The 25,431-nt window shown below is 71.2% G+C and carries 23 protein-coding genes, 1 tRNA gene and 1 pseudogene; 9 read left to right on the top strand and 16 right to left on the bottom strand.

Features of this window, described 5'->3' with window-relative positions:
* The first annotated feature begins 215 nt into the window (after positions 1 to 215).
* Positions 216 to 989 (top strand): LuxR C-terminal-related transcriptional regulator, encoded by a 774-nt coding sequence (locus H8R17_RS21380; protein WP_187824817.1) that lies wholly within the window; start codon positions 216 to 218, stop codon positions 987 to 989.
* A gap of 40 nt (positions 990 to 1,029) precedes the next feature.
* On the opposite strand, the gene tamR is transcribed toward H8R17_RS21380, so the two are convergent.
* Positions 1,030 to 1,527, bottom strand: a complete 498-nt coding sequence (gene tamR, locus H8R17_RS21385; protein WP_187824818.1) for a MarR family transcriptional regulator TamR — start codon at positions 1,525 to 1,527, stop codon at positions 1,030 to 1,032.
* Between the two features lie 120 nt (positions 1,528 to 1,647).
* Here tamR and H8R17_RS21390 point away from each other — a divergent pair, with 120 nt between their 5' ends.
* Together H8R17_RS21390 and H8R17_RS21395 are read left to right on the top strand one after the other, a co-directional pair.
* Positions 1,648 to 2,460, top strand: a complete 813-nt coding sequence (locus H8R17_RS21390) for a trans-aconitate 2-methyltransferase (protein WP_187824819.1) — start codon at positions 1,648 to 1,650, stop codon at positions 2,458 to 2,460.
* Between the two features lie 66 nt (positions 2,461 to 2,526).
* Positions 2,527 to 2,718, top strand: coding sequence for a CsbD family protein (locus H8R17_RS21395; RefSeq protein WP_223125320.1), 192 nt, complete (start codon positions 2,527 to 2,529; stop codon positions 2,716 to 2,718).
* 57 nt (positions 2,719 to 2,775) lie between these two features.
* On the opposite strand, the gene H8R17_RS21400 is transcribed toward H8R17_RS21395, so the two are convergent.
* Complete coding sequence (locus tag H8R17_RS21400; RefSeq protein ID WP_187824820.1) at positions 2,776 to 3,453, bottom strand: TetR/AcrR family transcriptional regulator; 678 nt, start codon at positions 3,451 to 3,453, stop codon at positions 2,776 to 2,778.
* Complete coding sequence (locus H8R17_RS21405; RefSeq protein WP_187824821.1) at positions 3,450 to 4,454, bottom strand: acyl-CoA desaturase; 1,005 nt, start codon at positions 4,452 to 4,454, stop codon at positions 3,450 to 3,452. The genes H8R17_RS21400 and H8R17_RS21405 overlap by 4 nt, the downstream gene beginning before the upstream one ends.
* A gap of 293 nt (positions 4,455 to 4,747) precedes the next feature.
* On the opposite strand from H8R17_RS21405, the gene ppc reads away from it, so the two are divergent.
* Positions 4,748 to 7,486, top strand: a complete 2,739-nt coding sequence (gene ppc, locus H8R17_RS21410) for a phosphoenolpyruvate carboxylase (protein ID WP_187824822.1) — start codon at positions 4,748 to 4,750, stop codon at positions 7,484 to 7,486.
* A 74-nt stretch (positions 7,487 to 7,560) separates the two neighbouring features.
* Here the strand turns inward: ppc and H8R17_RS21415 are convergent, their stop codons facing one another.
* The 8 genes from H8R17_RS21415 to H8R17_RS21450 form a co-directional block, all read right to left on the bottom strand.
* On the bottom strand, positions 7,561 to 8,337 hold the full coding sequence (locus tag H8R17_RS21415; RefSeq protein WP_187824823.1) for an LPXTG cell wall anchor domain-containing protein: 777 nt from the start codon (positions 8,335 to 8,337) through the stop codon (positions 7,561 to 7,563).
* Positions 8,338 to 8,529: 192 nt separating this feature from the next.
* The gene (locus H8R17_RS21420) at positions 8,530 to 9,018 is read right to left on the bottom strand and encodes a hypothetical protein (RefSeq protein ID WP_187824824.1); all 489 of its coding nucleotides are present in this window, start codon (positions 9,016 to 9,018) and stop codon (positions 8,530 to 8,532) included.
* Positions 9,019 to 9,072: 54 nt separating this feature from the next.
* Complete coding sequence (pth, locus tag H8R17_RS21425; protein ID WP_187824825.1) at positions 9,073 to 9,675, bottom strand: aminoacyl-tRNA hydrolase; 603 nt, start codon at positions 9,673 to 9,675, stop codon at positions 9,073 to 9,075.
* A gap of 75 nt (positions 9,676 to 9,750) precedes the next feature.
* Positions 9,751 to 10,347, bottom strand: coding sequence for a 50S ribosomal protein L25/general stress protein Ctc (locus tag H8R17_RS21430; protein ID WP_187824826.1), 597 nt, complete (start codon positions 10,345 to 10,347; stop codon positions 9,751 to 9,753).
* A 183-nt stretch (positions 10,348 to 10,530) separates the two neighbouring features.
* Positions 10,531 to 11,511 carry a ribose-phosphate diphosphokinase gene (locus tag H8R17_RS21435; RefSeq protein WP_187824827.1) on the bottom strand — a complete coding sequence of 327 codons (981 nt, stop codon included), beginning with the start codon at positions 11,509 to 11,511 and terminating at the stop codon, positions 10,531 to 10,533.
* A 133-nt stretch (positions 11,512 to 11,644) separates the two neighbouring features.
* Positions 11,645 to 13,093 carry a bifunctional UDP-N-acetylglucosamine diphosphorylase/glucosamine-1-phosphate N-acetyltransferase GlmU gene (gene glmU, locus H8R17_RS21440; RefSeq protein WP_187824828.1) on the bottom strand — a complete coding sequence of 483 codons (1,449 nt, stop codon included), beginning with the start codon at positions 13,091 to 13,093 and terminating at the stop codon, positions 11,645 to 11,647.
* Positions 13,094 to 13,217: 124 nt separating this feature from the next.
* Positions 13,218 to 13,289, bottom strand: a tRNA-Gln gene (locus H8R17_RS21445).
* A gap of 12 nt (positions 13,290 to 13,301) precedes the next feature.
* On the bottom strand, positions 13,302 to 14,174 hold the full coding sequence (locus H8R17_RS21450) for a hypothetical protein (protein ID WP_187824829.1): 873 nt from the start codon (positions 14,172 to 14,174) through the stop codon (positions 13,302 to 13,304).
* A 169-nt stretch (positions 14,175 to 14,343) separates the two neighbouring features.
* Here H8R17_RS21450 and H8R17_RS21455 point away from each other — a divergent pair, with 169 nt between their 5' ends.
* Positions 14,344 to 15,669, top strand: a complete 1,326-nt coding sequence (locus tag H8R17_RS21455) for a sensor histidine kinase (protein WP_187824830.1) — start codon at positions 14,344 to 14,346, stop codon at positions 15,667 to 15,669.
* A 114-nt stretch (positions 15,670 to 15,783) separates the two neighbouring features.
* On the opposite strand, the gene H8R17_RS21460 is transcribed toward H8R17_RS21455, so the two are convergent.
* Together H8R17_RS21460 and H8R17_RS21465 are read right to left on the bottom strand one after the other, a co-directional pair.
* Entirely contained in the window at positions 15,784 to 16,278 is a 495-nt protein-coding gene (locus H8R17_RS21460) for an SUKH-3 domain-containing protein (protein ID WP_187824831.1), read from the bottom strand.
* Between the two features lie 45 nt (positions 16,279 to 16,323).
* Positions 16,324 to 16,863, bottom strand: coding sequence for a YwqJ-related putative deaminase (locus tag H8R17_RS21465; RefSeq protein ID WP_187824832.1), 540 nt, complete (start codon positions 16,861 to 16,863; stop codon positions 16,324 to 16,326).
* A gap of 406 nt (positions 16,864 to 17,269) precedes the next feature.
* Between H8R17_RS21465 and H8R17_RS21470 the strand changes: the two genes are divergently transcribed.
* From H8R17_RS21470 to H8R17_RS21485, 4 genes are all read left to right on the top strand, one after another.
* A complete protein-coding gene (locus tag H8R17_RS21470; protein ID WP_187824833.1) occupies positions 17,270 to 18,268 on the top strand; it encodes an SMI1/KNR4 family protein in 999 nt (332 codons plus the stop codon).
* An 8-nt stretch (positions 18,269 to 18,276) separates the two neighbouring features.
* Positions 18,277 to 21,597: an SUKH-4 family immunity protein gene (locus H8R17_RS21475; RefSeq protein ID WP_187824834.1), complete on the top strand. Its 3,321-nt coding sequence runs from the start codon at positions 18,277 to 18,279 to the stop codon at positions 21,595 to 21,597.
* Between the two features lie 71 nt (positions 21,598 to 21,668).
* On the top strand, positions 21,669 to 22,031 hold the full coding sequence (locus H8R17_RS21480; RefSeq protein WP_187824835.1) for a carboxymuconolactone decarboxylase family protein: 363 nt from the start codon (positions 21,669 to 21,671) through the stop codon (positions 22,029 to 22,031).
* Between the two features lie 158 nt (positions 22,032 to 22,189).
* Positions 22,190 to 23,077 (top strand): cellulose-binding protein, encoded by an 888-nt coding sequence (locus H8R17_RS21485; RefSeq protein ID WP_187824836.1) that lies wholly within the window; start codon positions 22,190 to 22,192, stop codon positions 23,075 to 23,077.
* A gap of 725 nt (positions 23,078 to 23,802) precedes the next feature.
* Here the strand turns inward: H8R17_RS21485 and H8R17_RS21490 are convergent.
* The 3 genes and pseudogenes from H8R17_RS21490 to H8R17_RS21495 all read right to left on the bottom strand — a co-directional run.
* Complete coding sequence (locus tag H8R17_RS21490) at positions 23,803 to 24,294, bottom strand: GNAT family N-acetyltransferase (protein ID WP_187824837.1); 492 nt, start codon at positions 24,292 to 24,294, stop codon at positions 23,803 to 23,805.
* A gap of 21 nt (positions 24,295 to 24,315) precedes the next feature.
* The gene (locus tag H8R17_RS49330; protein WP_399477058.1) at positions 24,316 to 24,477 is read right to left on the bottom strand and encodes a hypothetical protein; all 162 of its coding nucleotides are present in this window, start codon (positions 24,475 to 24,477) and stop codon (positions 24,316 to 24,318) included.
* 50 nt (positions 24,478 to 24,527) lie between these two features.
* Positions 24,528 to 24,992: pseudogene (locus tag H8R17_RS21495) on the bottom strand (MFS transporter); the annotation flags it as partial.
* Positions 24,993 to 25,431 lie beyond the last annotated feature (439 nt).

Here is a 25,431-nt window from a genome sequence, read left to right on the forward strand (position 1 = left end):
GTTCAGGGGGCGAGACAAGTCGGGTACGGCGCCCGGGGTGGGGGTAGCAGTTCCGGCACGGCGGCGGCTGTGCGGCTGCGACGGCCTCGTCCCAGGTGGGAGAAGGAACGACGGGCACCACAGAACCTGGGTGCTTCAGGCGTCGTACCCGCGCCGGTGTCGTCTTCCGACGATGGGTATCCCCTGCTCTTCTGGAGCTTGGGGAAGGGGGTTTCGTGGTTCGCATCCGAGTCCTGGTCGTCGACGACCATCGCATCTTCGCCGAGTCGCTCGCAGCGGCCCTGGCCGCCGAGCCCGACGTCGACGTCTCCGCGGCCGGCAGCGGTCCGGCCGCGCTGCGCAGTCTGGAGCGGGCGGCCGCCGAGGGGCGGCGCTACGACGTGCTGCTCGTCGACGCCGATCTGGGTGGCAACGTGGCGGGCATCAGGCCCGCGGTGCCCATGTACGAGGGCAGTGAGGACGGGGTCGTGGACGGGATCTCGCTCGTCGCCGGGGTGCGGTCCGCGCAGCCCGGCGTGCGGATCGTCGTCCTCGCCGAGAAGGACGATCCGCGCAGGGCCGCGCTCGCCCTGCAGGCCGGTGCCTCCGGGTGGGTGGCCAAGGACTGTTCGCTGTCGCGGCTGCTCACCGTCGTACGAGGCGTGCTGCGCGACGAGACGCATCTGCCGCCCGCCCTGCTGACGGGCGTCCTGCGGGAGCTGACCGCCGCGCGCAAGCACCGCACCGAGGGCGAGCGGCTCGTCGAGTCGCTGACGCCGCGGGAGCGGGAGGTGCTGCGCTGCATGGTCGCGGGGCTGGGGCGGAAGGCCGTCGCCGAGCGGCTGTATCTCTCGCCGCACACCGTGCGCACCCACATGCAGAACGTGCTGGGCAAGCTGGGCGTGCACTCCACCCTCGCCGCCGTCGCGCTCGCCCGGCGTGCCGGAGTGGGGCCCGTGGACCTGGGGCCTGCCGGGCGGCTCGGGGTGGAGGAAAGCAGCAGTGCCTGATCAGAGCCCGCGTCTTCGCCCCGAGCCGCCCGGCAGGCCCTCAACCGGGGATGTTGTCGAACGGGGCGGTCAGCTGGCGTAGCAGGCCAGCCAGTTCGCTGCGCTGGGCGCGGGACAGCTCCGCGAGGATCGCGCGCTCCTGGTCCAGCAGGCCGGCGAGGGCCTGGTCCGCGCGGTCGCGGCCCTCGTCCGTCAGCCGGACGAGGACGCCGCGGCGGTCGCTGGGGTCGGGCAGGCGCTCCACCAGGCCCTTCTTCGCCAGGCGGTCGATGCGGTTCGTCATCGTGCCCGAGGTGACCAGCGTCTGCGTCAGCAGCTGGCCGGGGGAGAGCTGGTAAGGCGTGCCCGCGCGCCGCAGCGCCGTCAGGACGTCGAACTCCCAGGGCTCCAGGCCGTGCTCGGAGAAGGCCAGCCGACGAGCGCGGTCCAGATGGCGGGCCAGCCTGCTGACCCGGCTGAGCACTTCGAGCGGTTCCACGTCGAGGTCCGGGCGCTCCCGGCGCCACGCTGCGACCAGCCGATCGACCTCGTCCTCCATGGCGATCAGTGTAGTGGTTGTGTCGATGTGAAGTCTCTTGACATTCACTCTCTTGACATCAAGAAAAGCTCGCCGTGACGCTGGGTACCTGACGAACACGGTCACCCCACAGGAGACGCCATGTCCGCCCCCACCTGGGACCCCGCCCAGTACCTGCGGCACGCCGGCCACCGCGCCCGCCCCTTCACCGACCTCCTCGCCCGCATCCCCGAGCTCCCCACGGAACCGCCCGCAGGGCCACCCCGCATCGCCGACCTGGGCTGCGGCCCCGGCAACGTCACCACCCTGCTCGCCGCCCGCTGGCCCACCGCCCGCATCACCGGCTACGACAACTCGCCCGAGATGCTCGACAAGGCCCACGTCGACCACGAGGGCCCCACCCCCGGCGGCGGCCGCCTCGACTTCGCCCACGCGGACGCCCGCACCTGGGCGCCCGCGGAGCCGTACGACCTGATCGTCAGCAACGCCACCCTCCAGTGGGTGCCGGGGCACACGGAGCGGTTCACCGACTGGATCGCGGGCCTGAAACCCGGCGGTGTCCTCGCCTTCCAGGTCCCCGGCAACTTCGACGCCCCGAGCCACCGCCTGATGCGCGCCCTCGCACGCCGGTACGGCCTCGCCGGCGCCCTGCGCCACGACGACGCCGTGCTCACCCCGCAGGCCTACCTGGCTCGTCTGACCGGCCTGGGCTGTACGGCAGACGTGTGGGAGACGACGTACATCCATCTCCTCACCGGCGAGGACCCGGTCCTGGACTGGGTGAAGGGAACCGGACTGCGCCCCGTCCTCACCGCCCTCGCCGACGACCCGGAGGCGAGGGAGGCGTTCCTCACCGAGTACCGGGCCGCCCTGCGCGAGGCCTATCCGGCCACCGCCCACGGCACCCCCTTCCCGTTCCGCCGCGTCTTCGCCGTCGCCTACAAGGAGGCGTGAGCCGTGATCAACAGTTTGAGCGTCCGTGGCAGAGGTCACCCGCTGGGGTGACAGCGGGGGCCGACCATGCCGGGAGTGAGTGACGTGGCCAAGGAACAGAAGGCCAGGGGGAAGAAGGAACAGATCAAGGGCAAGGCCAGGGAGGCCATGGGCCGCACGGCCGGCGACAGGAGGACGACGGCCGGGGGCAAGGCCGAGCGCATGAAGGGTGCCGCGCGTCAGGCGAAGGAGAAGATGAAGGACACCTTCAAGCACTGAGCCGAGCGCCTGCAAGCACTGTGCCGAGCATCGAGCGGGCCGGCGCGCAGGGACGCGTCAGCTCTTGCGGTGCCCAATCAACCGCGGCTTCGGCTCCAGCCCGTCCAGCCCGTGCCACGCCAGATTCACCAGATGCGCGGCCACCTCCGCCTTCTTCGGCTTGCGCACGTCCAGCCACCACTGGCCGGTCAGCGCGACCATCCCGACCAGCGCCTGCGCGTACAGCGGAGCCAGCTTGGGGTCGAAGCCGCGGGACTTGAACTCGCGGCCCAGGATGTCCTCCACCTGGGTGGCGATGTCCGAGATGAGCGAGGCGAAGGAGCCGGTCGACTGCGGGATGGGGGAGTCCCGGACGAGGATGCGGAAGCCGTCCGTGTACTCCTCGATGTAGTCCAGCAGCGCGAACGCCGCCTGTTCGCACAGCTCACGCGGGTGGCCGGCGGTCAGTGAGCTCGTCACCATGTCCAGCAGCCGCCGCATCTCCCGGTCCACCACCACCGCGTACAGCCCCTCCTTGCCGCCGAAGTGCTCGTACACCACCGGCTTGGACACCCCGGCCTTGGCCGCGATCTCCTCCACCGACGTGCCCTCGAAACCCTTTGCCGCGAACAGGGTGCGACCGATCTCCAGCAGCTGCTGGCGGCGCTCGGCACCGGTCATCCGGGTGCGACGTGCGCGCCGCGGCTTCTCATTGCTCGGGGTGCTGCTGGAGTCGGTCGCCACAGCGTCAATCATGCCGCCTTCGCGGGCTCCTCCCGGCGCCGAGAGCTGTCTTCGCCGGTGTTACGGCGTGAATCGATACGTGAGCGTGACGGCCAGCGCACGTCGTACGCCCAGCCGAGCTGCTCGAACCAGCGGATCAGCCGGGCGCTCGAATCGAGCTGCCCGCGCTCCACACCGTGCCGCGCGGAGGTCGGGTCGGCGTGATGCAGGTTGTGCCACGACTCGCCGCAGGACAGGATCGCCAGCCACCACACGTTGCCCGAGCGGTCCCGCGACTTGAACGGGCGCTTGCCGACCGCGTGGCAGATCGAGTTGATCGACCAGGTCACATGGTGCAGCAGCGCCACTCGAACGAGTGAGCCCCAGAAGAACGCGGTGAACGCACCCCACCACGACATGGTGACCAGGCCGCCGATCAGCGCGGGCAGCGCCAGCGACACCACGGTCCACAGCACGAACTGGCGGGAGATCGTCCGGATCGTCCTGTCCTTGATCAGATCCGGCGCGTACTTGTCCTGCGGCGTCTGCTCCTCGTCGAACATCCAGCCGACATGGGCCCACCACAGGCCCTTGAGAAGGGCCGGAACCGTCTCCCCGAAACGCCATGGCGAGTGCGGGTCGCCCTCGGCGTCGGAGAACTTGTGGTGCTTGCGATGGTCCGCGACCCAGCGCACCAGCGGGCCCTCGACCGCCAGCGACCCCGCGATCGCCAGCGCGATCTTCAGCGGACGCTTGGCCTTGAACGACCCGTGGGTGAAGTGGCGGTGGAAACCGATCGTGATGCCGTGACAGCCCAGGAAGTAGAAGAAGACCAGCAGACCGAGGTCGAGCCAGCTCACTCCCCAGCCCCACGCCAGCGGCACCGCCGCCAGCAGCGCGAGGAACGGCACGATGATGAAGAGCAGCAGCGTGATCTGCTCGATCGAGCGCTTGTGCTCCCCGCCCAGCGTGGCGGACGGCGGAGGGCCGGTCGCCTGCGGGGCGTCGTCGATCACATCGGAGCTCGTGGTCATGGGCGTCCCCTGTGGGGTTCGTGGGTTGAGGGCGGTGCCGGGTCGTCGGAACCGTGCCCAACTTCCTACGGTTCCGTAACCTACGGCTTCGTAAGTATGGCAGCGCGGCGGCCGGCGGCAAGAGCCCGAGAGCCTGCGCGTTCCGCCCGACGCCTATTCTGGGAGTCGGTCGGACAGCGCGGTCCGCTCAGATTTATTCCCGGATGTCCGGCTCGTATGCGGTTCCCACCGCCGCAGGCCGCCATCCGGGTGCCCCTCCCAGACGAGCTTCAACACTGCAAGGAGCCGCACCTGTGAGCAGTGCCGACGACCAGACCACCACCACGACGACCAGTCCCGAGCTGCGCGCCGACATCCGCCGGCTGGGTGACCTCCTGGGGGAGACCCTCGTCCGGCAGGAGGGCCCCGAGCTGCTGGAACTCGTCGAGAAGGTGCGCCGCCTCACCCGTGAGGACGGCGAGGCCGCCGCCGAGCTGCTGCGCGGCACCGAACTGGAGACCGCGGCCAAGCTGGTCCGCGCCTTCTCCACCTACTTCCACCTGGCCAACGTCACGGAGCAGGTCCACCGCGGCCGTGAACTGCGCGCCAAGCGCTCCGCCGAGGGCGGCCTGCTCTCCCGTACGGCCGACCGGCTCAAGGACGCCGACCCCGAGCACCTCCGCCAGACGGTCGAGCACCTGAACGTCCGCCCGGTGTTCACGGCACACCCGACCGAGGCCGCACGCCGGTCGGTCCTCAACAAGCTCCGGCGCATCGCCGCCCTCCTCGACACCCCCGTCATCGACTCCGACCGCCGCCGCCACGACACCCGGCTGGCCGAGAACATCGACCTCGTCTGGCAGACCGACGAGCTGCGTGTCGTGCGCCCCGAGCCCGCCGACGAGGCCCGCAACGCCATCTACTACCTCGACGAACTGCACGCGGGCGCCGTCGGCGACGTCCTGGAGGACCTCACCGCCGAGCTGGAGCGGGTGGGCGTCAAGCTGCCCGACGGCACCCGCCCCGTCACCTTCGGCACCTGGATCGGCGGCGACCGCGACGGCAACCCCAACGTGACCCCCCAGGTCACCTGGGACGTCCTCATCCTCCAGCACGAACACGGCATCAACGACGCCCTGGAGATGATCGACGAACTGCGCGGCTTCCTGTCGAACTCCATCCGCTACGCCGGCGCCACCGAGGAACTGCTGGAGTCCCTCCAGGCCGACCTCGAACGGCTGCCTGAGATCAGCCCCCGCTACAAGCGCCTCAACGCCGAGGAGCCCTACCGCCTCAAGGCCACCTGCATCCGGCAGAAGCTGGAGAACACCAAGCAGCGCCTCGCCAAGGGCATCCCCCACGAGGTGGGCCGCGACTACCTTGGCACCAACGAGCTCCTGCACGACCTGCGCATCATCCAGGACTCCCTGCGCGCACACCGCGGCGGCCTGTTCGCCGACGGCCGCCTCGCCCGTACGATCCGCACCCTCGCCGCCTTCGGCCTCCAGCTCGCCACCATGGACGTACGCGAACACGCGGACGCCCACCACCACGCCCTCGGCCAGCTGTTCGACCGGCTCGGCGAGGAGTCCTGGCGCTACGCCGACATGCCCCGCGACTACCGCTCCAAGCTGCTCGCCAAGGAACTGCGATCCCGCCGTCCCCTCGCCCCGACCCCGGCGCCCGTGGACGCGGCCGGCGAGAAGACCCTCGGCGTCTTCCAGACCGTCAAGCGGGCCCTGGAGGTCTTCGGACCCGAGGTCATCGAGTCGTACATCATCTCCATGTGCCAGGGCGCCGACGACGTCTTCGCCGCTGCCGTCCTCGCCCGCGAGGCCGGCCTGATCGACCTGCACGCCGGCTGGGCCAAGATCGGCATCGTGCCGCTGCTGGAGACCACCGACGAGCTCAAGGCCGCCGACACGATTCTGGAGGACATGCTCGCCGACCCCTCCTACCGGCGCCTCGTCTCACTCCGCGGCGACGTCCAGGAGGTCATGCTCGGCTACTCCGACTCCTCCAAGTTCGGCGGCATCACCACCAGCCAGTGGGAGATCCACCGGGCGCAGCGGCGGCTGCGTGACGTCGCCCACCGCTACGGCGTACGACTGCGCCTCTTCCACGGCCGCGGCGGCACCGTCGGCCGCGGCGGCGGCCCCACCCACGACGCCATCCTCGCCCAGCCCTGGGGCACCCTCGAGGGCGAGATCAAGGTCACCGAGCAGGGCGAGGTCATCTCCGACAAGTACCTCATCCCGTCCCTGGCCAGGGAGAACCTGGAACTCACCATCGCCGCCACCCTCCAGGCCTCCGCCCTGCACACCGCCCCCCGCCAGTCGGTCGAGGCCCTGGCCCGCTGGGACGCCGCCATGGACGTCGTCAGCGACGCCGCCCACTCCGCCTACCGCAGGCTCGTCGAGGACCCGGACCTTCCGGCGTACTTCTTCGCATCCACGCCCGTCGACCAGCTCGCCGACCTGCACCTGGGCTCCCGGCCTTCGCGCAGGCCCGACAGCGGCGCCGGACTGGACGGCCTGCGCGCCATCCCGTGGGTGTTCGGCTGGACCCAGTCCCGGCAGATCGTGCCCGGCTGGTTCGGCGTCGGCTCCGGCCTCAAGGCCCTGCGCCAGGCCGGCCTCGACACCGTCCTCGACGAGATGCACGAACAGTGGCACTTCTTCCGCAACTTCATCTCCAACGTCGAGATGACCCTCGCCAAGACCGACCTGCGGATCGCCCAGCACTACGTCGACACCCTCGTCCCCGACGACCTCAAGCACGTCTTCGACACCATCAAGGCCGAGCACGAACTCACCGTGCGCGAGGTACTGCGCGTCACCGGCGAGAAGGAACTCCTCGACGCCGAGCCGGTCCTCAAGCAGACCTTCACCATCCGCGACGCCTACCTCGACCCCATCTCCTACCTCCAGGTCACCCTCCTCAAGCGCCAGCGCGACGCCGCGGCCCAGGGCGCGGAAACCGACCCGCTCCTCTCGCGGGCGCTGCTGCTCACCGTCAACGGCGTCGCGGCCGGGCTGCGCAACACCGGCTGACATCTCCGCTGTCGTACGACAGTGCCCCCGTGCTCCGGCATCGCGAGCACGGGGGCACCGTCATGTGCCGTACGTCAGCCGCGGGTGGCTCTCCGGCGCCGCACCACCAGATGACCGCCCGCCGCGAGCAGGGTGGCCGCGATGCCCAACAGCAGGCCCACCGGCGCGCCGTTGCCGGTCTCGGCCAGGTCGCCCTCGCCCGCGCCGCCGCCGGCCGGCGCGGACGCGACCGCAGCGCCCCCGGCAGGGGCGGCCGGAGCCGAGTCGGACGGCGTGGAGATCTCCTCCGCGGAGCCGGGGGTGCCGGAGGCGGCCGCCTCCGGAGCGTGGGAGGGGATCGAGGACCCGGAGGACTCCGGGGAGGCCGGCGTGGCCGCCCCCGGGGCGCTCGGCGTCGTACCGCCGACCGCCGGGCACGTGTGCGACAGGTTGAACAGCTCCAGCTCACCCCCGCGCACCTCGGCCACCGCCGACGTCAGCTCCGCACCCGGCAGTGACGCCACGTACGCGTGCTTGTCCGACGGCGGACCGAAGTCCGTCACCAGCTGCTGCCCGCCCGGCTCGAACGTCACAGTCAGCTTCACGAAGTGCGAGGCGCGGCCCGGCAGTACGAAGTGCCAGCCGTCCTGCCCGTCCGGGATGCCGGGGCATCCCTTGCGCGGCTCCTGCGGGACACCTCCCTCGGCAGAGGTCGCGGTACGCGGCAGCTGCTGCCGCAACTGCACGGTGTACGGGTCGTCACCGGTGGCGAAGGCCGGCGTCGCGGCACCCACGACAAGCAGCACCGAGGCGAGAGAACAAGCTGCCGGCAGCACGGCACGGGCAGGACGGCGGACGGGGGGAACGCGCATGAAGACACCTCTGGCACAGGAAAAAGGCTGGCCGTGGAGGGTGGCGGCTCAGCATCCTGACACCGGCGAGATCCCGTCAAGCCACGGCGCATCGCATCTGCCCCATGTGCCCCAGAAGGTCTCAATGATCCCTTGTAACGATCAGGGAACGCACAGGAGACCGACCGAACACACCGTCGATGCCAGGGCCGGTCACAGCACGGCCCACGCCGCCGTGACCACAGCAAACCCCATGCCGCCCATCACCCACGCCAGCCGCGTCCGCAGCAGACCCCCCGCCACCACCACCGACGCCAGCAGCAGCGCACCACCCATCGGCACCCACGCGTACAGGATCCCGGCCGGACCGGAACGGACCACCTCCGCACTGCCCGGCTTCACCACCACCGTGTACGTCTGACCCTTCTCCACGGCAGCCGACCGCTCGATGACCACCCGCGCCCGCGCCCGCGACCCCTCGGACAACGGCGTGTACGGCCCCGTACAGGTCTCCGCACCACACCGCGTCACCTCGATCGTGCCGCGCTCACGCCCCTTGGTCAGCATCACGTACTGCGCCGTCCCCCACGACGCCCACACACCCGCGACGAGAATCAGCGCCGCGACCACACCCATCACCGCGAACCGCCCGAACCGCAGCGCGGCGAATGCGCCCTGAGAGGAGGAGACCGCAGAAGGCATGGCGGCGATACTTGGCCATGCTCCCGCGGTCGGTCAACTCCAGCGGGGGACAAGTCAGGAGTTGTACGTGCTTTGCGCCCGCTCCAACCCCTCGATCACCAGACACTCCACCGCGTCCGCCGCCCGGTCCACGAAGTAGTCCAGCTCCTTGCGCTCCGCGGACGAGAAATCCTTCAGCACGTAGTCGGCCACCTGCATCCGGCCCGGAGGCCGCCCGATCCCGAACCGCACCCGGTGATACTCCGAACCCATCGCCTTCGTGACCGACTTCAGCCCGTTGTGCCCGTTGTCCCCGCCGCCCAGCTTCAACCGCAGCGCCCCGTAGTCGATGTCCAACTCGTCGTGAATCGCGACGACGTTCGCCACCGGCACCTTGTAGAAGTCCCGCAGCGCGTTCACCGGACCGCCCGACAGATTCATGAACGACATCGGCTTCGCCAGCACCAACCGCCGGTTGGCCGGCCCCGGCGGCCCGATCCGCCCCTCAACCACCTGCGCCTGCGCCCTGCTCGCCCGCTTGAACCTCCCCCCGATCCGCTCGGCCAGCAGATCGGCCACCATGAACCCGACGTTGTGCCGGTTCATGGCGTACTCCGCCCCCGGATTGCCGAGGCCCACGATCAGCCACGGGGCATTGGCGTCGGTCGTCACGTCCATGTCTCCTTCATACGCGTCGGCCGCTGCCCCGCACGGGAACAGCGGCCGACGACCGTCGAGAACGGCCGGCGAGGATCAGGCCTCGGCGACCTCTTCGGCCTCGCCCTCGGCGCCCTCCGGCGCCTCCTCCGCCTGCGCGGACAGGACCTGCAGCACCACCGCGTCCTCGTCCACGTCCAGCGTCACACCGGACGGCAGGGTGATGTCCTTGGCCTGCACGGAGTCACCGGACGTCAGGCCATCGATCGAGACCGTCACGGACTCGGGGATGTGCGTCGCCTCGGCCAGCACCGGAAGCGCGTCCAGCACGTGCTCCAGCAGGTTGCCACCCGGCGCCAGCTCACCCTCGGTGTGCACCGGAATCTCGACGTTGACCTTCTCGCCGCTCTTCACGATCAGCAGGTCGACGTGGGTGAGGACGCCCTGGCGCAGGACGTCGCGCTGCACGGCCTTCGGGATGCAGAGCTCGGTCTTGCCCTCGATGTCCAGCGAGATCAGCACGTTCGGCGTACGCAGCGCCATCAGCAGGTCGTGACCCGGCAGCGTCAGGTGCAGCGGGTCCCCACCATGCCCGTACAGCACACCCGGAACCTTGCTGTCACGACGGATACGACGCGCCGCACCCTTGCCGAACTCGCTGCGCGGCTCGGCGGAAATCTTCACCTCGGACATGATCACTCCTCGAAGTCAGAAACGGACGTGGTCACCCGGCCACGAACGGCCTGCTACGAAGAGCGCGTCGATTACGGACCGCCGTACGAGCCTCCTGAAGAAGCGGTACGGCCTCCCTCGCCGAGCAACTGCAACAGTCTACTCGGAGCGGGAGGCCGCACCCAAAACGATCTCTCGTGACGCCTACTGCTCGTCGAACAGACTCGTCACCGAACCGTCCTCGAACACCTCACGCACCGCGCTCGCGATCGTCGGCGCGATCGACAGCACCGAGATCTTGTCCAGATCCCGGCTCAGCTCACCCGGCGTCGGCAACGTGTTCGTGAACACGAACTCACTCACCCGAGAGTTCTTCAACCGGTCCGCCGCCGGCCCCGACAGCACACCGTGCGTCGCGGTGACGATGACATCCTCGGCCCCGTGCGCGAACAACGCGTCCGCCGCCGCACAGATCGTCCCACCCGTGTCGATCATGTCGTCCACCAGCACACACACGCGGCCCTTGACCTCACCCACCACCTCGTGGACGGTCACCTGGTTCGCCACGTCCTTGTCCCGCCGCTTGTGCACGATCGCCAGCGGCGCACCAAGCCGGTCACACCAGCGGTCCGCCACCCGGACCCGGCCGGCGTCCGGCGAGACCACCGTAAGCTTCTCCTTGTCGACCTTCGTACCGACATAGTCCGCCAACAGCGGCAACGCGAACAGATGATCCACCGGGCCGTCGAAGAAGCCCTGAATCTGGTCCGTGTGCAGATCCACCGTGAGGATCCGGTCCGCACCCGCCGACTTCATCATGTCCGCGATCAGACGCGCCGAAATAGGTTCACGCCCCCGGTGCTTCTTGTCCTGCCGCGCGTAACCGTAGAACGGCACGATGACCGTGATGGAGCGAGCCGACGCACGCTTCAACGCGTCGATCATGATCAACTGCTCCATGATCCACTTGTTGATCGGAGCCGTGTGGCTCTGGATCAGGAAACAGTCCGCACCACGCGCCGACTCCTGATACCGCACATAGATCTCGCCGTTCGCGAAGTCGAAGGCCTTCGTCGGGACAACCCCGACACCCAGCTCGTGGGCGACCTCCTCGGCAAGCTCGGGGTGGGCGCGGCCGGAGAAGAACATCAACTTCTTCTCGCCGGTCGTCTTGATCCCGGTCACAGCACTTTCTCCTCAGAGGTTGCAGCTGGATGCGGACAGACCGTCACAGCTGGGTAGTCAACGGCCGTCTCAGCTGGTGGGGTGGGGATGTGCACTTATCACGGTACGCCGACTTTGCCGCACCGGTCTCCGGTCAGCCCTCCTCGGCCGCCGCCCGGGAAGCCGCCTCAGCCGCCTTCGCAGCCGCACTCCCCGGACGCTTACGAGCCACCCAACCCTCGATATTCCGCTGCTGACCACGGGCCACAGCCAGCGAACCGGGCGGCACATCCTTCGTGATCACAGAGCCGGCAGCCGTGTAAGCACCGTCCCCAACCGTGACAGGCGCCACAAACATGTTGTCCGAACCGGTACGGCAATGAGAGCCCACCGTCGTGTGGTGCTTTTCCTGCCCGTCGTAGTTCACAAACACACTCGCGGCACCGATGTTCGTGTGCTCACCGATCGTCGCATCACCGACATAGGACAGATGCGGCACCTTGGTGCTCTCCCCGATGGACGCGTTCTTCGTCTCGACGTACGTACCGATCTTGCCCCTGAGCCCCAGCCGCGTCCCCGGCCGCAGATACGCATACGGCCCCACAGACGCCTCCGGCCCGATCTCCGCGCCCAGGGCGACTGTGTTGTCCACCCGCGCACCCGCACCCACCCGCGTGTCCGTCAGCCGCGAATCGGGCCCGACCTCCGAGCCCTCGCCGAGGTGAGTCGACCCATGCAGCTGCGTGCCCGGATGCACCACCACGTCCTGCTCGAACGAGACGGTCACGTCCACCCACGTCGTCGCCGGATCGACGACCGTGACCCCACCGAGCATCGCCCGCGTCAGCAGGCGGTCATTGAGAATCCGCCGCGCCTGCGCCAACTGCACCCGGTTGTTGATCCCGGCGATCTCCCGATGATCCGCGGCCACACAGGCCCCCACACGGTGCCCCGCCTCGCGCAGAATCCCGAGCACATCCGTCAGGTACTCCTCACCCTGACTGTTGTCCGTACGCACCTTCTTCAGCGCATCGGCGAGCAGTTCCCCGTCGAACGCGAACACCCCCGAGTTGATCTCCCGGATCACCCGCTGCACCTCGGTCGCGTCCTTGTGCTCCACGATCGCCGTCACGGCGCCCGAGGCGTCGTCCCGCACGATACGGCCGTAACCGGTCGCGTCCGGGACCTCGGCGGTCAGTACGGTGACGGCGTTGCCGTCCGCACGGTGCGTCTGCGCGAGCCGGCGCAGCGTCTCGCCGGTGAGCAGCGGAGTGTCCCCGCATACGACGACCACAGTGCCGTCCGCCGAACCGCCGAGCTCGTCCAGGCCCATCCGCACGGCATGCCCCGTGCCGTTCTGCTCGGCCTGGACGGCGGTCCGCACCTCGGCGTCCACCTCGGCCAGATGTGCGGTCACCTTCTCCCGCGCGTGACCGACCACGACGACCAGATGCTCGGGCTGCAACTCACGCGCGGCGGCCAGCACATGGCCCACCAGCGAACGGCCACAGATCTCGTGCAGAACCTTCGGTGTGGCCGACTTCATACGGGTGCCCTCACCCGCTGCAAGAACGACGACGGCTGCCGGGCGGTTGGCGCTCACGGGATGCCCTTCGGCTATGGAGGGGTGGGGGTGGACATCCGCAGGATACCGGGGGGATTCGGGGAGGATATGGGTGCGGGTCCTGGCCGAAGGATCACCGGTCAGGACCCGAACTGTGCAGTTGCTCCCCTGCCAGGACTCGAACCTGGAACGATCCATCCAAAGTGGACAGTGTTGCCTATTACACCACAGGGGACCATAAACCCGGCTAATCGGACATCTCGCCAACCGGCTGGGCGGCTCCCAACACTATGCCGTACCAAGAGCCTTCGATGCGACGGTACAAGTCCGCTCCCTTCAGGACTTTGATCACCAGGCAGCCTCGGTAGGTGTCGCCGACGTTCTTGCGGAACGTCTTGGGGTTGTACTTCTTGAGGGTTGTCTTGTTGAACGTGCAGCGGTCGGCGCCCACGAGGTCGGCCCAGTACTGCTCGGCGCCCGCCACGTCTGCGGTCTCGTGGATCATGACGTTGAACCGCAGGCGCTCGCGTTCGACGCCGAGGAGGTCGAGCCAGGCGAGAAAGACCTTGATCATGCCGGGGTCGCTGTTGACGAAGGCGACGTTCTCGCGGCGGTCGTACGGCTTGTCTTTGCCGCCCTCGGCCCAATAGAGGCCCACGCCCACCAGGAACAGCTCCCGCGCCGAGAGGTCTCCGACCGCCTGCTTGGCGGCCTCCTTGGCGCGCTGTCGCTCCTCGTCCCTCAGATGCAGCTTCGCCTCCCAGCCGCGCCGGGCGATCGCTGCCGCCTCCTCGGGGCTGCGCTTGCGTTCCGGTTTCGGCAGATCCCGTACCCACAACGAGATCGAACTCTTCGAGCACCCCAGCTCCACCTGGATCTGGTCGTAGGTCCAGCCCTGGAGCCGGAGTTCCCTCGCCTTCTGCCTCAGGTCGTCCTTGGCGTTCGGGCGCCTGGTCCACTCCGGGGGCGGTTCGCCCTCCAGGAGGCGGCTGAGGATGTCGTTGTTGTCGACGTGCAGCCGGTCGCGGATCTGGCGTCGGCTGAGTCCTGCGCGCCGCAGCGAAACCGCCCGTTCCCGCAGGCCTTCGAAGTCGGCGTATTTGTCGCTGGTATGTGCCATAGGCATACCGTCCGGGCGGAATGATGGGTTCCGGGGTCGAACGCGGTGAGCGATTCAGCAGTTCGAGGGATTTTCGGGTCGTTTCGCAGCCGGTCGGTCACGGAGTGTGGTGTAGGCCTGTCGGCGAACTCGCCGGAAAAGCGGGGCGCGGCGCCCGTAGGCTGGAGGCATGACCACGACGGGGGAAGAGCCCGCGACGGCCCGGGGAGGGCCGTTGTGGTGGGATCGGCGCCGCAGTGCGCTGCTGGATGTGAGCCTGGCTGTGGTGTCCGCGCTGGAGGCGGGCATCGAGGGGTATCCGTTCGCCAAGGAGGCGGGGATTCCGGCGGGCGCGGGGGTGTTGTTCGGTCTGCTGGCCGGTTCCGTACTGGTGGTGCGGCGGAAGTGGCCGATCGCGGTGGTGCTGGTGTCGATCGCCGTCGCGCCGGCGTGGATGGGTTTTCTGATGGGCGTGGTCGGTCTGTACACGCTGGCCGCGTCGGAGCTGCCGCGGCGGATCATCGCGTCGCTGGCGGGGATGTCCCTGGTGGGGATGCTCGTCGTGACGTTCGTGCGGGTGCAGCAGAGCGGGGCGCGGGGGGATCAGAATCTCGGTGAGTGGTTCGTGCCGTTCGCGGCGATCACGATTTCGCTGGGGCTGACGGCTCCGCCGTTGCTGCTGGGTCTGTATGTGGGGGCGCGGCGGCGGCTGATGGAGAGTCTGCGGGAGCGTGCGGACAGCCTGGAGCGTGAGCTTCAGTTGTTGGCGGAGCGTGCGGAGGAGCGGGCCGAGTGGGCGCGGAACGAGGAGCGGACGCGGATCGCGCGTGAGATGCATGACGTGGTGGCGCATCGGGTGAGTCTGATGGTGGTGCATGCCGCGGCGTTGCAGGCCGTTGCCCGGAAGGATCCGGAGAAGGCCGTGAAGAACGCGGCGCTGGTGGGGGACATGGGGCGGCAGGCGCTGACCGAGTTGCGGGAGATGCTCGGGGTGCTGCGCAGTGGTGAGGAGTCGGGGCGGCGTCGTGAGCGTGCGGCGTCGGTGCCGTTGGCGGCGGTGGGTGCGGCGGCGGCCGCGGCGGCGTCGCGTGCGGTGGATGATGAGGGCGCCGGGGTGGAGGGGCCGTGTCTGTCGGAGTTGGACGAGTTGGTGGGGCAGTCGGCGGCGGCGGGGATGGTGGTGGATCTGTCGGTGGAGGGTGAGGTGCGGTCGTATGCGCCGGAGGTCGAGCAGACGGCGTATCGGGTGGTGCAGGAGGCGTTGACGAACGTGCACAAGCATGCGGCGGGGGCGAAGACGCATGTGCGGTTGGCGCATCGGTCGTCGGAGATCGCGATGCAGGTGGAGAACGAGCCGCCGCCGGAAGTGGCGTCGGCGGGGTCGGTGGGGTTGCCGTCCGGGGGGAATGGTCTGGTGGGGATGAAGGAGCGGGTTTCGGCGCTGGGTGGTGTGTTCGTGTCGGGGCCGACGGATGCGGGGGGATTTCGGGTGTCGGCGGTGATTCCGGCGGCGTAGGCGGTGCCGGCGTGGTGGGCGCTGTCGTAGAACGGGCCTCGCAGTGGAGGGTGCCGTCGTGGGGCGGGCGTCGTGGCGGGGTGCCGTGGCGGGGTGCCGTGGCCACCGGTGGTGTCAGCCTGCGGTGAGTCGTACGGGTTCGATGCCGGCGACGAGGGTGGCCAGGGCGTGGTCGATGTCGGGGCCGAGGTACCAGTCGCCGGTGTGGTCGAGGGTGTAGACGCGGCCTTCGGTGTCGATGGCGAGGAGGGCCTGGGTGTCGGTTTCGGCGCCGAGGGGGCAGACCTCGGTGTCGAGGGCGCGGCCGAGGTCGCCGAGGGTGCGGGCCATGTGGAGGCCGTGCAGGGGGTCGAGGTGGAGGGCTGCGGGGGCGACCTGGCGGCCGGGGCCGGTGGGGGTGATGTGCAGGCCGCCGAATTCGGCCCAGGCTTCCACGGAGGCGGGGAAGACGGTGTGGCGGTGTCCGGCGGGTGAGGTGTGTTCGCGCAGGGTGTCGGCCCAGATCTCGGCCTGCTTGATGTCCCAGCGTCCGGGCTGCCAGCCGGCGGCGCGCAGGGCGGCGTCGACGGGGACGGGGAAGCGGGTGGTGGAGGTGCGGTCGGTGTGCATCGGCCCTTCGATCGTCGTGCGGTGCTGACGCGCTGGTCGCGGGTGTCAGCCGGTTGCGGTGGGGTCGACGATGCGGACGCCGAAGTGGGCGCTGAGGGCGGTGCAGGCGCGGCAGGGGGTGGCGAAGCTGCCGTGCAGGGGGTCGCCGTCCTCGCGGATGCGGCGGGCGGTGAGTTTGGCCTGTTTGAGGGCTTTGCGGGCTTCGCCGTTGGTCATGGGTTTGCGGGCGGCGCGTTTGCTGCGGGCGGCGTCGGCGGCGGCGATGTGCCGGGAGATGAGGATGGTTTCGGCGCATCTGCCGGTGAAGCGGTCGCGCTGGCCGCTGGTGAGGGTGTCGAGGAAGTCCTGGACGAGGGGGTGCAGGGCGGGGGGTGTGTCGCCGCGTGCGGCGGTGCCGGTGAGGGTGGCGCCGCGGACGGAGAGGGCGGCGGCGACGGTGGGCAGGATGCCGTCGCGGCGGTGGTGGAGGACGGGGGTGTGGGGGGTGTCGGTGGCGCTCCAGCCGATGCGGGGGTCGCCTGCGGGGCCGTCGGTGCGGGGGTCGCCGGAGCGGCCCGTGTGTGGGCCCGTCTGCGTCGCGCTCATGATCATCATCCCCTCCTGAGCATCCCCCCGGGGGTCACAGACTGCCAAATGGCGTGGCTGGTGCGGAAGCTGGGGCGGGCGACACGCCCGGGTTTGGGCAGGCTGTCACGGGAGGGTGACGGCTGGTCACGGAAGCGGAGGGGGCGGTGACTGGTGCCGGTGACCGGCGTCGGCGTACCGCATAGGCTGTCGGCACCGCGATCCATGCGGTCGACGCGTGTCGTCGTATGGGCGGAGCGTGGGAAAGCGCGTGCGGTAACCATGTGTGGACAGCACGTGTGGACAGCACGTGTGGACAGCACGTGTGGACGAGAAGCCGAAAGGCAGACGTGACAGTCGATACGGGCCGTAGTGCACCCGTGGGGGTGGGTACGGGTCGTACAGAGTGCCGCAGGGGGCAACCGCCATGACGACAGGTCGGCTCGGGCAACAAGCCGCGCCGCCGAACGCGGCCTACGCCGGGCAGGTCGTGCACTTCCCGGATCCGGTCCGGGCTGCCCGTCACCCGAGAGGGGTGCGGGTGGACGAGCGTGGTTACCCCGACTTCTCGCCCTATGCGCGGGCGGCCGCGGAGATCGCGGACCCGCCGGAGGGTTTCGGGGTCGACGAGTTGCGGCTGACGGACTATGTGTCGGCGAACGCGGCGCTGGCGGCGTCGGGGCACGAGCTGTGGGACACGGTGCCCGCGGTGGCGACGCCGCACGGCTGGACGTGGCATCACGTGGCAGGGATGCGGCGGCTGGAGCTGGTGCCGGTCGAGGTGAAGGCGCTGCTGCGGCATCACGGCGGGATCGCGACGGCCGCGGTGGACCAGGCCAAGCGCGGCACGCGGCCCCTGCAGGAGACCCGTCCCGTGCATTTCGGGCTGCCGAAGTCGGGTGTGGCGGTGACGGAGCAGCAGGTGCAGGGGGTCGAGGAGGATCTCGGGTACCGGCTGCCGGGTGCGTACCGCTCCTTTCTGAAGGCGGCGGGCGGTTGTGCGCCGGCCGGGACGGCGCTGGACGCGGAGCTGGGTCTGCTGGTGGACCAGCCGTTGTTCACGGTGCGGGACGAGGCGGCGGTCAACGACCTCGTGTACGTCAACAAGTGCCTGCGGGACCATCTGACCAAGGACTATCTGGGTGTGGGGTTCGTGCAGGGCGGTCTGCTGGCCGTGAAGGTGAAGGGCGAGCGGATCGGTTCGGTGTGGTTCTGCGCGTACGACGATGCGCGGGACGTGGATCCCTCGTGGACGGCTCCGGAGCGGGTGGAGCGGCTGCTGCTGCCGTGCGGTGAGGATTTCGACGCGTTTCTGTCGCGGCTGGCGGGGTCGCCGCCGGAGCTGGAGACGGTGGCGAACCTGATGGTGGACGGCGGTTTCGCGCGGTCCGTGCCGGTGTCTTCTGCGTCTTCGGTGGGGGAGTGAGGTCGACGATGGTGACGTTCGCACAGGCGCAGGAGCGCGCCGAAGAGTGGATCAACGGGGATGTGCCGTCGTACCAGCATCGTGAGGTGCGGGTGCGGGAGTTCGAGCTCGGGTTCGTGGTGTGGGGCGAGGACCGGTCGGACGGGCCGCGGTCGGACGGCGGTGCGCATCGGCTGGTGATCGCCCGGGACAGCGGCGAGGCCACGCTGTGGCCCGCGCTGCCGGTGGGCGAGGTGATCCGCCGGTACGAGGAGGAGTACGGCCGCCCTGACTCGTCCGCCACGCCGGCGCCGGCCGCTCCGGTGCGGGTGGATCTGAACCAGACGTCGTTCCTGCTGACTCCGCCGGAGTGGTTGCAGGAGGCGGCGGACAAGCTGGGGATTCCGGATCGGCGGGGTGGGGAGAGGGACGACGAGGGTAGCGGGGGCCGGGGTGCCGGTGTTGGTTCCGGGCCGGGTGCCGGTTCTGGGGCCGGTCCGTGTGCCGGCGGGGATTCCGGGGGCGGGTCGCTTCCGGGGACGCAGGCTGGGGCGCCCGGGGGTGCGCCGTCGGGTGTCCCCGCGGGGGCCGGATCCGGGTCTGGTTCTACTTCTGGTTCGGGTGCGGGGGTGGCTGCGGCTGCCGCTGCCGGGTCTGGTGCCGGTGGTGGTGATGCGCCGTCCGGTTCGTCGGCGTCGATGCCTGCGGGTGGGGTGCCCGGTGCGCCGGGTGTGCCCGCCGGGGCGACGCCGTGGGCCGGTACGGACACGAACGCGGATGCCGGTGAGGACCGTTCCGTATCGCTGCCCGAGACCGTGTTCGCGCCGCCGTTGAGCGGTGCCGACGACGGCACGCCGCCGCCGTCCGCGACGCCGGATGTCAAGACGGCGCTGATGTCGGGCGGCAGTCAGCTCCCGCCGACGGCCGTGGCCCCGGCGATCGACGACCCGAACGCCTCGGCTGCGCCGGGGGGTTCGCAGGGGGCGCCGGTGCCGGGTGCCCCGGGTCCGACGCCGGGTGCGCCGTCTGCGGGCGGTCCCGGCGCGCCGCCCCCGGGTGCGCCGCAGGGGAGCACGCCGCCGCCTGCGCCGGGTCGGTCGTCGTACGGCTATCCGCAGGGCACACCTGGTCCGCCGCCTCCGGGTGGGCCGCAGGGCAGTACGCCTCCGCCTGCGCCGGGTGGGTCGTCGTACGGCTATCCGCAGGGGTCGGGTGCGCCTCCGCCGGGCGGGGTCGGGTACGGGTTCCCGCAGGGTGCGCCCGGTGGGCCTGGCGGGTCGTCTTCGGGTGGGCCGCAGGGCAGTACGCCTCCGCCTGCGCCGGGTGGGTCGTCGTACGGCTATCCGCAGGGCTCGCAGCCGCCGACCGGGCCGGGTGCGCCGGGGCGGCCGCTGGCGCCGAACGCCGGGGACATCGCCGACGCCGCGACGAGCAAGGCGGCGCCGTCCTCGCGCCGTGGGCGTGGCGGGGTTTCGACCACGCCGCCTCCGCCGGGAGCTCCGGGGGCGCCGGGTGCGCAGCCGGGGAGCACGCCGCCGCAGTCCGGTCCCGGTGCGCCGGGCACCCCCGCGGGCGGTTACGTGCCGACGCAGCTCGTGTCGTCGCTCGGTGGCTCCGAGAGCCCCGGCGCGCCGCAGGCCCCGGGTACGCCGACGCCCTCCGGTACGCCTGTGCCGCCGGGTGCCTCGACTCCGCCCGGTACCGCTCCTCCGCCTGGTACGCCGACGCCGCCCGGTACTCCGGCCGCACCTGGTGCGCCGACCCCGCCGGGTGCTCCGCAGCCTCCGGGCGCCCCGAACCCGCCCGGCGCACCCGGTGCACCGAACGCGCCTGGTGGTACGCCGCCGGGCGGGGTGCACCACGCCGCCACGATGCTCGCCGACCCCGGTCGGTCGGGTGGCGGCTCGACACCGCCGCCTCCGCCCGGCGCGCCTGGCGTCCCGGGCGCCCCCGGTGCACCCAAGCCGCCTGGCGCGCACGGCACTTCGGGGGGCGGCTCCGGTCCCGTGCACCACGCGGAGACGGTACTGGCCGCGCCCCCGTCGGGCGGCCCCGGCACCCCTCCGCCGCCGCAGGCCCCCGGCGCCCCCGCCGGGCCGGGCGGCCCCGGAACGCCGCCGCCCCCGAGTCCCCCCGGCATGCCCGGCGCACCCGGCGCCCCTGGCGCGCCCGCCGCATCCGGAGCCCACGGAGGCCCGGCGGCTCCCGGCGCGCCCGCCGTACCCGGACCCCACGGCGCCCCAGCGGCTCCCGGCACCCCTGGTGCTCCGGCCGCACCCCCGCCCATGCCGCCCCCCGGGCCGCACGCCCCGGGTCAGCCGCCCATGCCCGGCCAGCAGCCACCGGCGTACGGCTACCCGCAGCAGCCCCCCGGACCGCCGACCGTCGGCCCCGGCTACCAGGCCGTGCTGCGCTACCGCGCGCAGGACGGTTCCGAGCAGCAGCTGATCCGGCGTTCGGCGCCGGGCACGCCGCACCCGGAGTGGCAGATCTTCCACGAGCTGCGGGCCATGAACGTGCCCCCGGACCGGGTCCTGGAGCTGCACACGGAGCTGGAGTCGTGCGAGCTGCCGGGCGCGTACTGCGCGCGGATGATCCGCGAGCAGTGGCCGCAGGCGCGCATCACCTCCATCGCCCCGTACGGCACGGATCATGCGAGCCGGCAGCAGGGCATGCAGCAACTACTCGCGCATCAGGGTGAGTTGCACCAGGTCGCCGATGGCCCGGCCCGCCCGGCGCCGGTGCGTGCGCCGCTGCCGCCGGTGCAGCCGGTGCCGCCGCTCGCGCCGGAGGCCGTCGGGCAGGAGCTGGCGGCGGCCTTCGGTCCGGGGATCTTCCGGTTCGAGCAGGCCGCGGTGTCCCGGCAGGGCGTGCCGCCGGTCGTGGCGCACTCGCTGGTCGCGGCGGGTCTGCCGATGGACATGGGGCCGTTCTTCTGGGCACAGGCCCGGCCGGGGCGGCCGGTGCCGACGCTGGCGGAGCTGGCGGCCGAGCGCGGGGTGCAGCCGGCCTCGGACGCGGGCTCGTACCTGGTGCTGGGCAGCGACTTCGGCAAGGCGCTGTGCGTGCAGTACGGGACGGCGAACATCGTCGCCGTGCCCGTGGAGGCGGGGCCGGGCGGTGCGCCCGTACCGCCGCAGTTCGTGAACACGGGCCTGCCGGAGTTCCAGCGCTGCCTCGGGCTGCTCGGCCGGATGTGGCGGCTGCGGTTCGGGCTGAACCAGGAGCAGGCGGGCCGCTGGACCGTCGACTTCCAGGCCCAGCTGGCCTCCCTGGACCCGGCGGCGCTCGGTTCCCCGGAGAGCTGGTGGTCGGTGCTGCTGGAGCAGATGTGGGACGGGCTGCTGTGATGTACCGCCGCTGACGCGACCCGACGAGCCGGGCCCGGCCGACCCGAGAGGCGACCGGGCCCGGCTCTTTCGTGTCCGCGGCCGGGATGGTCTCCGGCCGGGCTGTCACACGGATGCAGAACCCGGCGTACGTCCTCCCGGGCGCGACGGCATCGGTAGCTCGGACGAGCGAGGAGCGCATCGCGTCGGTCGCCGCCTGGCGCGAGGCGCCGTCCTTCAGCGACGCCGAGCGGGCCGTGCTCCAGCTGGCGGAGTCGGTGACGCGGCTCGCGGACCGCTCGCAGGAGTCGGTGCCGGACGCGCTGTGGGGTGAGGTGGCCGAACACTTCGGCGAGAAGGAACTGCCCGCGCTGATCCTCACCGTCGCGCTCACGGACTTCTTCAACCGCATCAACACGACGATCCGGGAGCACTCGGGCACCTCCTGGGGCTGACCCGAAGGGGGCCGCCCCGGGCACACCGTGACCTCCGCTGTGACCTCTGTGCGGAGTGTCGCATTATGAACCTTTCCACCAGATCCATCAAGATGTGCCCGAAATCGTCCCCTCATTCTTGTTCGATTTCGTGTGCGTCTGGTGGAGAGGGTTCCAGGATGAGCAGCACATCGGTGTCGCCCCACGGTTTCGTCGCGGTACGCGGGCGCGGCTACCGTCCCGCACAGGCCGACGCGTACGCCACCGGCCTCTCCCGGGATCGTGACGCGGCCTGGGAGCGGGCCGCCCGTCTCACCGTCCTCGCCCGGGAGATGGAGGAGGAGTTGGTGCGGCTGCGGGAGACCGTGGCGCAGCTCGCGCCGCAGACCTACGAGGCGCTCGGGGAGTGTGCCCAGCGCCTGTTCCAGCTGGGGCAGGAGGAGGCCACGGCCATGCAGGAAGGGGCACGGCAGGAGGCGCGGCAGCTGGTGGAGGAGGCGCAGGCGCACGCGACCGGTGTGCGTGAGGCGGCTCAGGCCGACGCCGAGGCCGTACGCGCCGATGCCGACGAGCGCGCCCGGCAGCGCCTTCTCGCGGCGCGCGCCGAGGCCGACGAGATGCGGATCAGCGCCCGGCATGAGGTGAAGGCGGGCCGGGGCGAGGCGCTGGCCGCACTGCGCGAGATGCGGCAGCGCACCTCCGGGATGCTGGCCGAGCAGGCCAAGGAGCACGCCGAGCGGTGGGCCGAGGCCGAGCGGGCGGACGCCGAGCGGGCGGCGGCCCTTCAGGCGCGGGAGGCGGAGCTGGGGGCGCAGGCCGAGGGCGCGCTGTCGGAGGCGAACCAGGCCTTCGCCGACGCCGAGGAGGCGGCGCGGCGCGCCGAGGAGGAGGCGCAGGCCCGGGCGGCGGAGGTGATCGCCGAGGCGCGTGTGCGGGAGGAGCACATCGCGCGGGAGACCGAGCGGGTGCTGCGCGAGCACGGGGAGGTGTGGGACGACATGCAGGCGCAGATGGACCACGTACGCGCCAGCCTGATCGCGCTGACGGGCAACGCGGCGCTGGAGTGACACCGCCTTGGACGCCTCCGCCCGGCGCACCTCCGCATCCGCGCGTGTCGCCGCCTCCGTCATATGGGTCACCTCCCCCTCCATATGGGTACCTCCCCCTCCGTACGGCGCCCGCCCGGATCCGGCCCTCCACCGCCCCGTACTGCCGCCGCTGCTCCTTGGCCTTCCTGCGGCCGGAGGCCACCGTGCCGAGCCGGCCGAAGGCGAAGCCGAGCGGGATGGTGACCGGGCCGGTCGTGGTGAACGGGAGAGTCGCGGGGGCGCCCACCGTCAGCGCGGACACGCGCGCGAGGGTCATCTCGCGGCGCGGCGACATCTCCCGGCGCGCGCACGGCGTAGGTGGCGAACCAACCTCCGTCCGGGGGCGGCTCGTTCGGCACCAGCCGCAGATACCGTCCCCCGCCTGCCCTTCGGTCCCGCACCACCCGCATGTTCGTCCGCACCGCAGCTTCCCCCTGCACCGTGACCTCCACCTCCGTCGGCGCCGCCGCCCGAGCCGAGCCGCCCTGCGGCCACCACCGCGTCGAGGCCCGCCGCCGGCGCCGTGCGCCTGCTGAATGCCATGCCTCAAGCACACACGGACCGACCGCCGCAGCGCGTCACCCGCAAGAGTGGCACGCCCCCGAAACGCATGGGGGTCGGACCCTAGGGGACGCGTGCAGGCCCGTCACCGCGCCGCGCGGCCTCGCTCAGGTGCGCGGACCCGGTCCCGAGCGGCAGTCGGTTCATGTGTTCAGCCGGAGTACGTAGCGGGCTCCCGGGCGGCCGCCCACGACGGTGTCCTCGACTCGGGTGAAGCCGTTGCGGGCGAGCACGGCCTGGGATGCCGGGTTGTCGTGGGTGGTGACGGCGGTGAGCGAGGCCAGCCCGTACTCCACGGCAGCCGTCCGGCACACCTGCGCTACCGCCGCCGTCGCCACGCCCCGGCCCGCCGCGCTCTCGCCCACCCGGTAGCCGAGTTCGGCGGAGCCGGCCTCGACGTCGACCAGGTTGACGCGGCCGACGATGCGGCCGTCATCGTCCACGACGACGTGGAAGTGGCACACGCGCGCGTGCTGCTCGTCGAGCAAGGCCCGGTGGCGGGCGGCGAAACCGGACCGCGTGAAGTAGGCGTCCCCACGGTCCGGCACGGAGCGGGCGAAGTACGCGCGGTTCTCCCGCTCGAAAGCCAGCAGCGCCTCCGCGTGATCGGCGCGCAGCCGCTCCAGGTTCACCATGGGCGGGAGGATACGGAACGCTCAGTCCTTGAGCACCGGGAATGTCCGCGGCGCCAGCACCAGCAGCACCAGGAACGCCAGCGCCGCCGCGCCCGCCGCCCCCAGATAGACCGCGTGCACGGCGTCGGCGACCGCCCGCCGCGTTCCCTCCGGCACGGTGCCCGCGTCCAGCGCGCGCGTCACCGAGTCGAGGTCGCTCGCGCCGCCGAGCCGCGCGGCCAGCACCCCGTTGGCGCCCACACCGTGGACAGCCTGGCCTGGATCCTGGGGCGCTCCTTGAGCGGGTACAGGTCGGCGGCGAGGGTCTGCACCGTGCCCTGCAGGGCCCCGCCGCCCAGGCCCTGTACGACGCGGAAGGCGATGAGCGCCCCCATGTTCCACGCCAGCGCGCACAGCAGCGAGCCCAGCAGGAAGACGGCCGCGCCGGCGACGAGGACCGGTTTGCGGCCGAAGGCGTCGGAGAGCTTGCCGTAGACGGGCAGCGTGACCGTCACGGCCAGCAGATAGCCGGAGAAGAGCCAGGAGAAGACGGAGAAGCCGCCGAGATCGCCGACAATCTGCGGGACGGCCGTCGAGACGATGGTGGAGTCGAGTGCCGCCAGCGCCATCGCCAGCATCAGCGCGGCGACGACGGCACCGCGCCGGCCGGTCGCGGCGGGTCCTGCGGCGTCGCGCGCCGCGGGTCTGGCGCTGCCCACCCCGGAGCCCCCCTTGCCCCGGCCCTGGCGCCGGACTGGTTGCTGTCCCTTGCATGTACCTGCCGTCCGACAGCTTCCCACTTGACCCTGACGTTGCGGGAGGGTGGAGCCTGAGTGGGCCGCCGGGTGGAGCCGACCCCGAGAAGGTCTCCACCCGGCGGTGGACTGCCCCTAGGGGTACCTCCGTACTACGGGTCGGGGAGGGTTCGTACCGCCGGAGGACGAGATGGACAGCGGGTCGTCCTTAACCTGGCTTTACGCCGCTCGGGGGCGGTGAACCGCAGGGGCGGGGGTGGGGTTTTCCGCAGGAAAAGTGTGCGCTGAACACCAGCGCGCACGACCCCAATTCACCGCCACACTCAATCGCGTCGAACGAACTCGCACCAACCGGCTGTCGATCCTGGGCGGCCTCCTCTCACCTGCTGACCGATATAGGAGA

Origin of the sequence: Streptomyces sp. TRM68367 (genome assembly GCF_014495685.1) — a bacterium.
Taxonomy (GTDB): Bacteria; Actinomycetota; Actinomycetes; order Streptomycetales; family Streptomycetaceae; genus Streptomyces.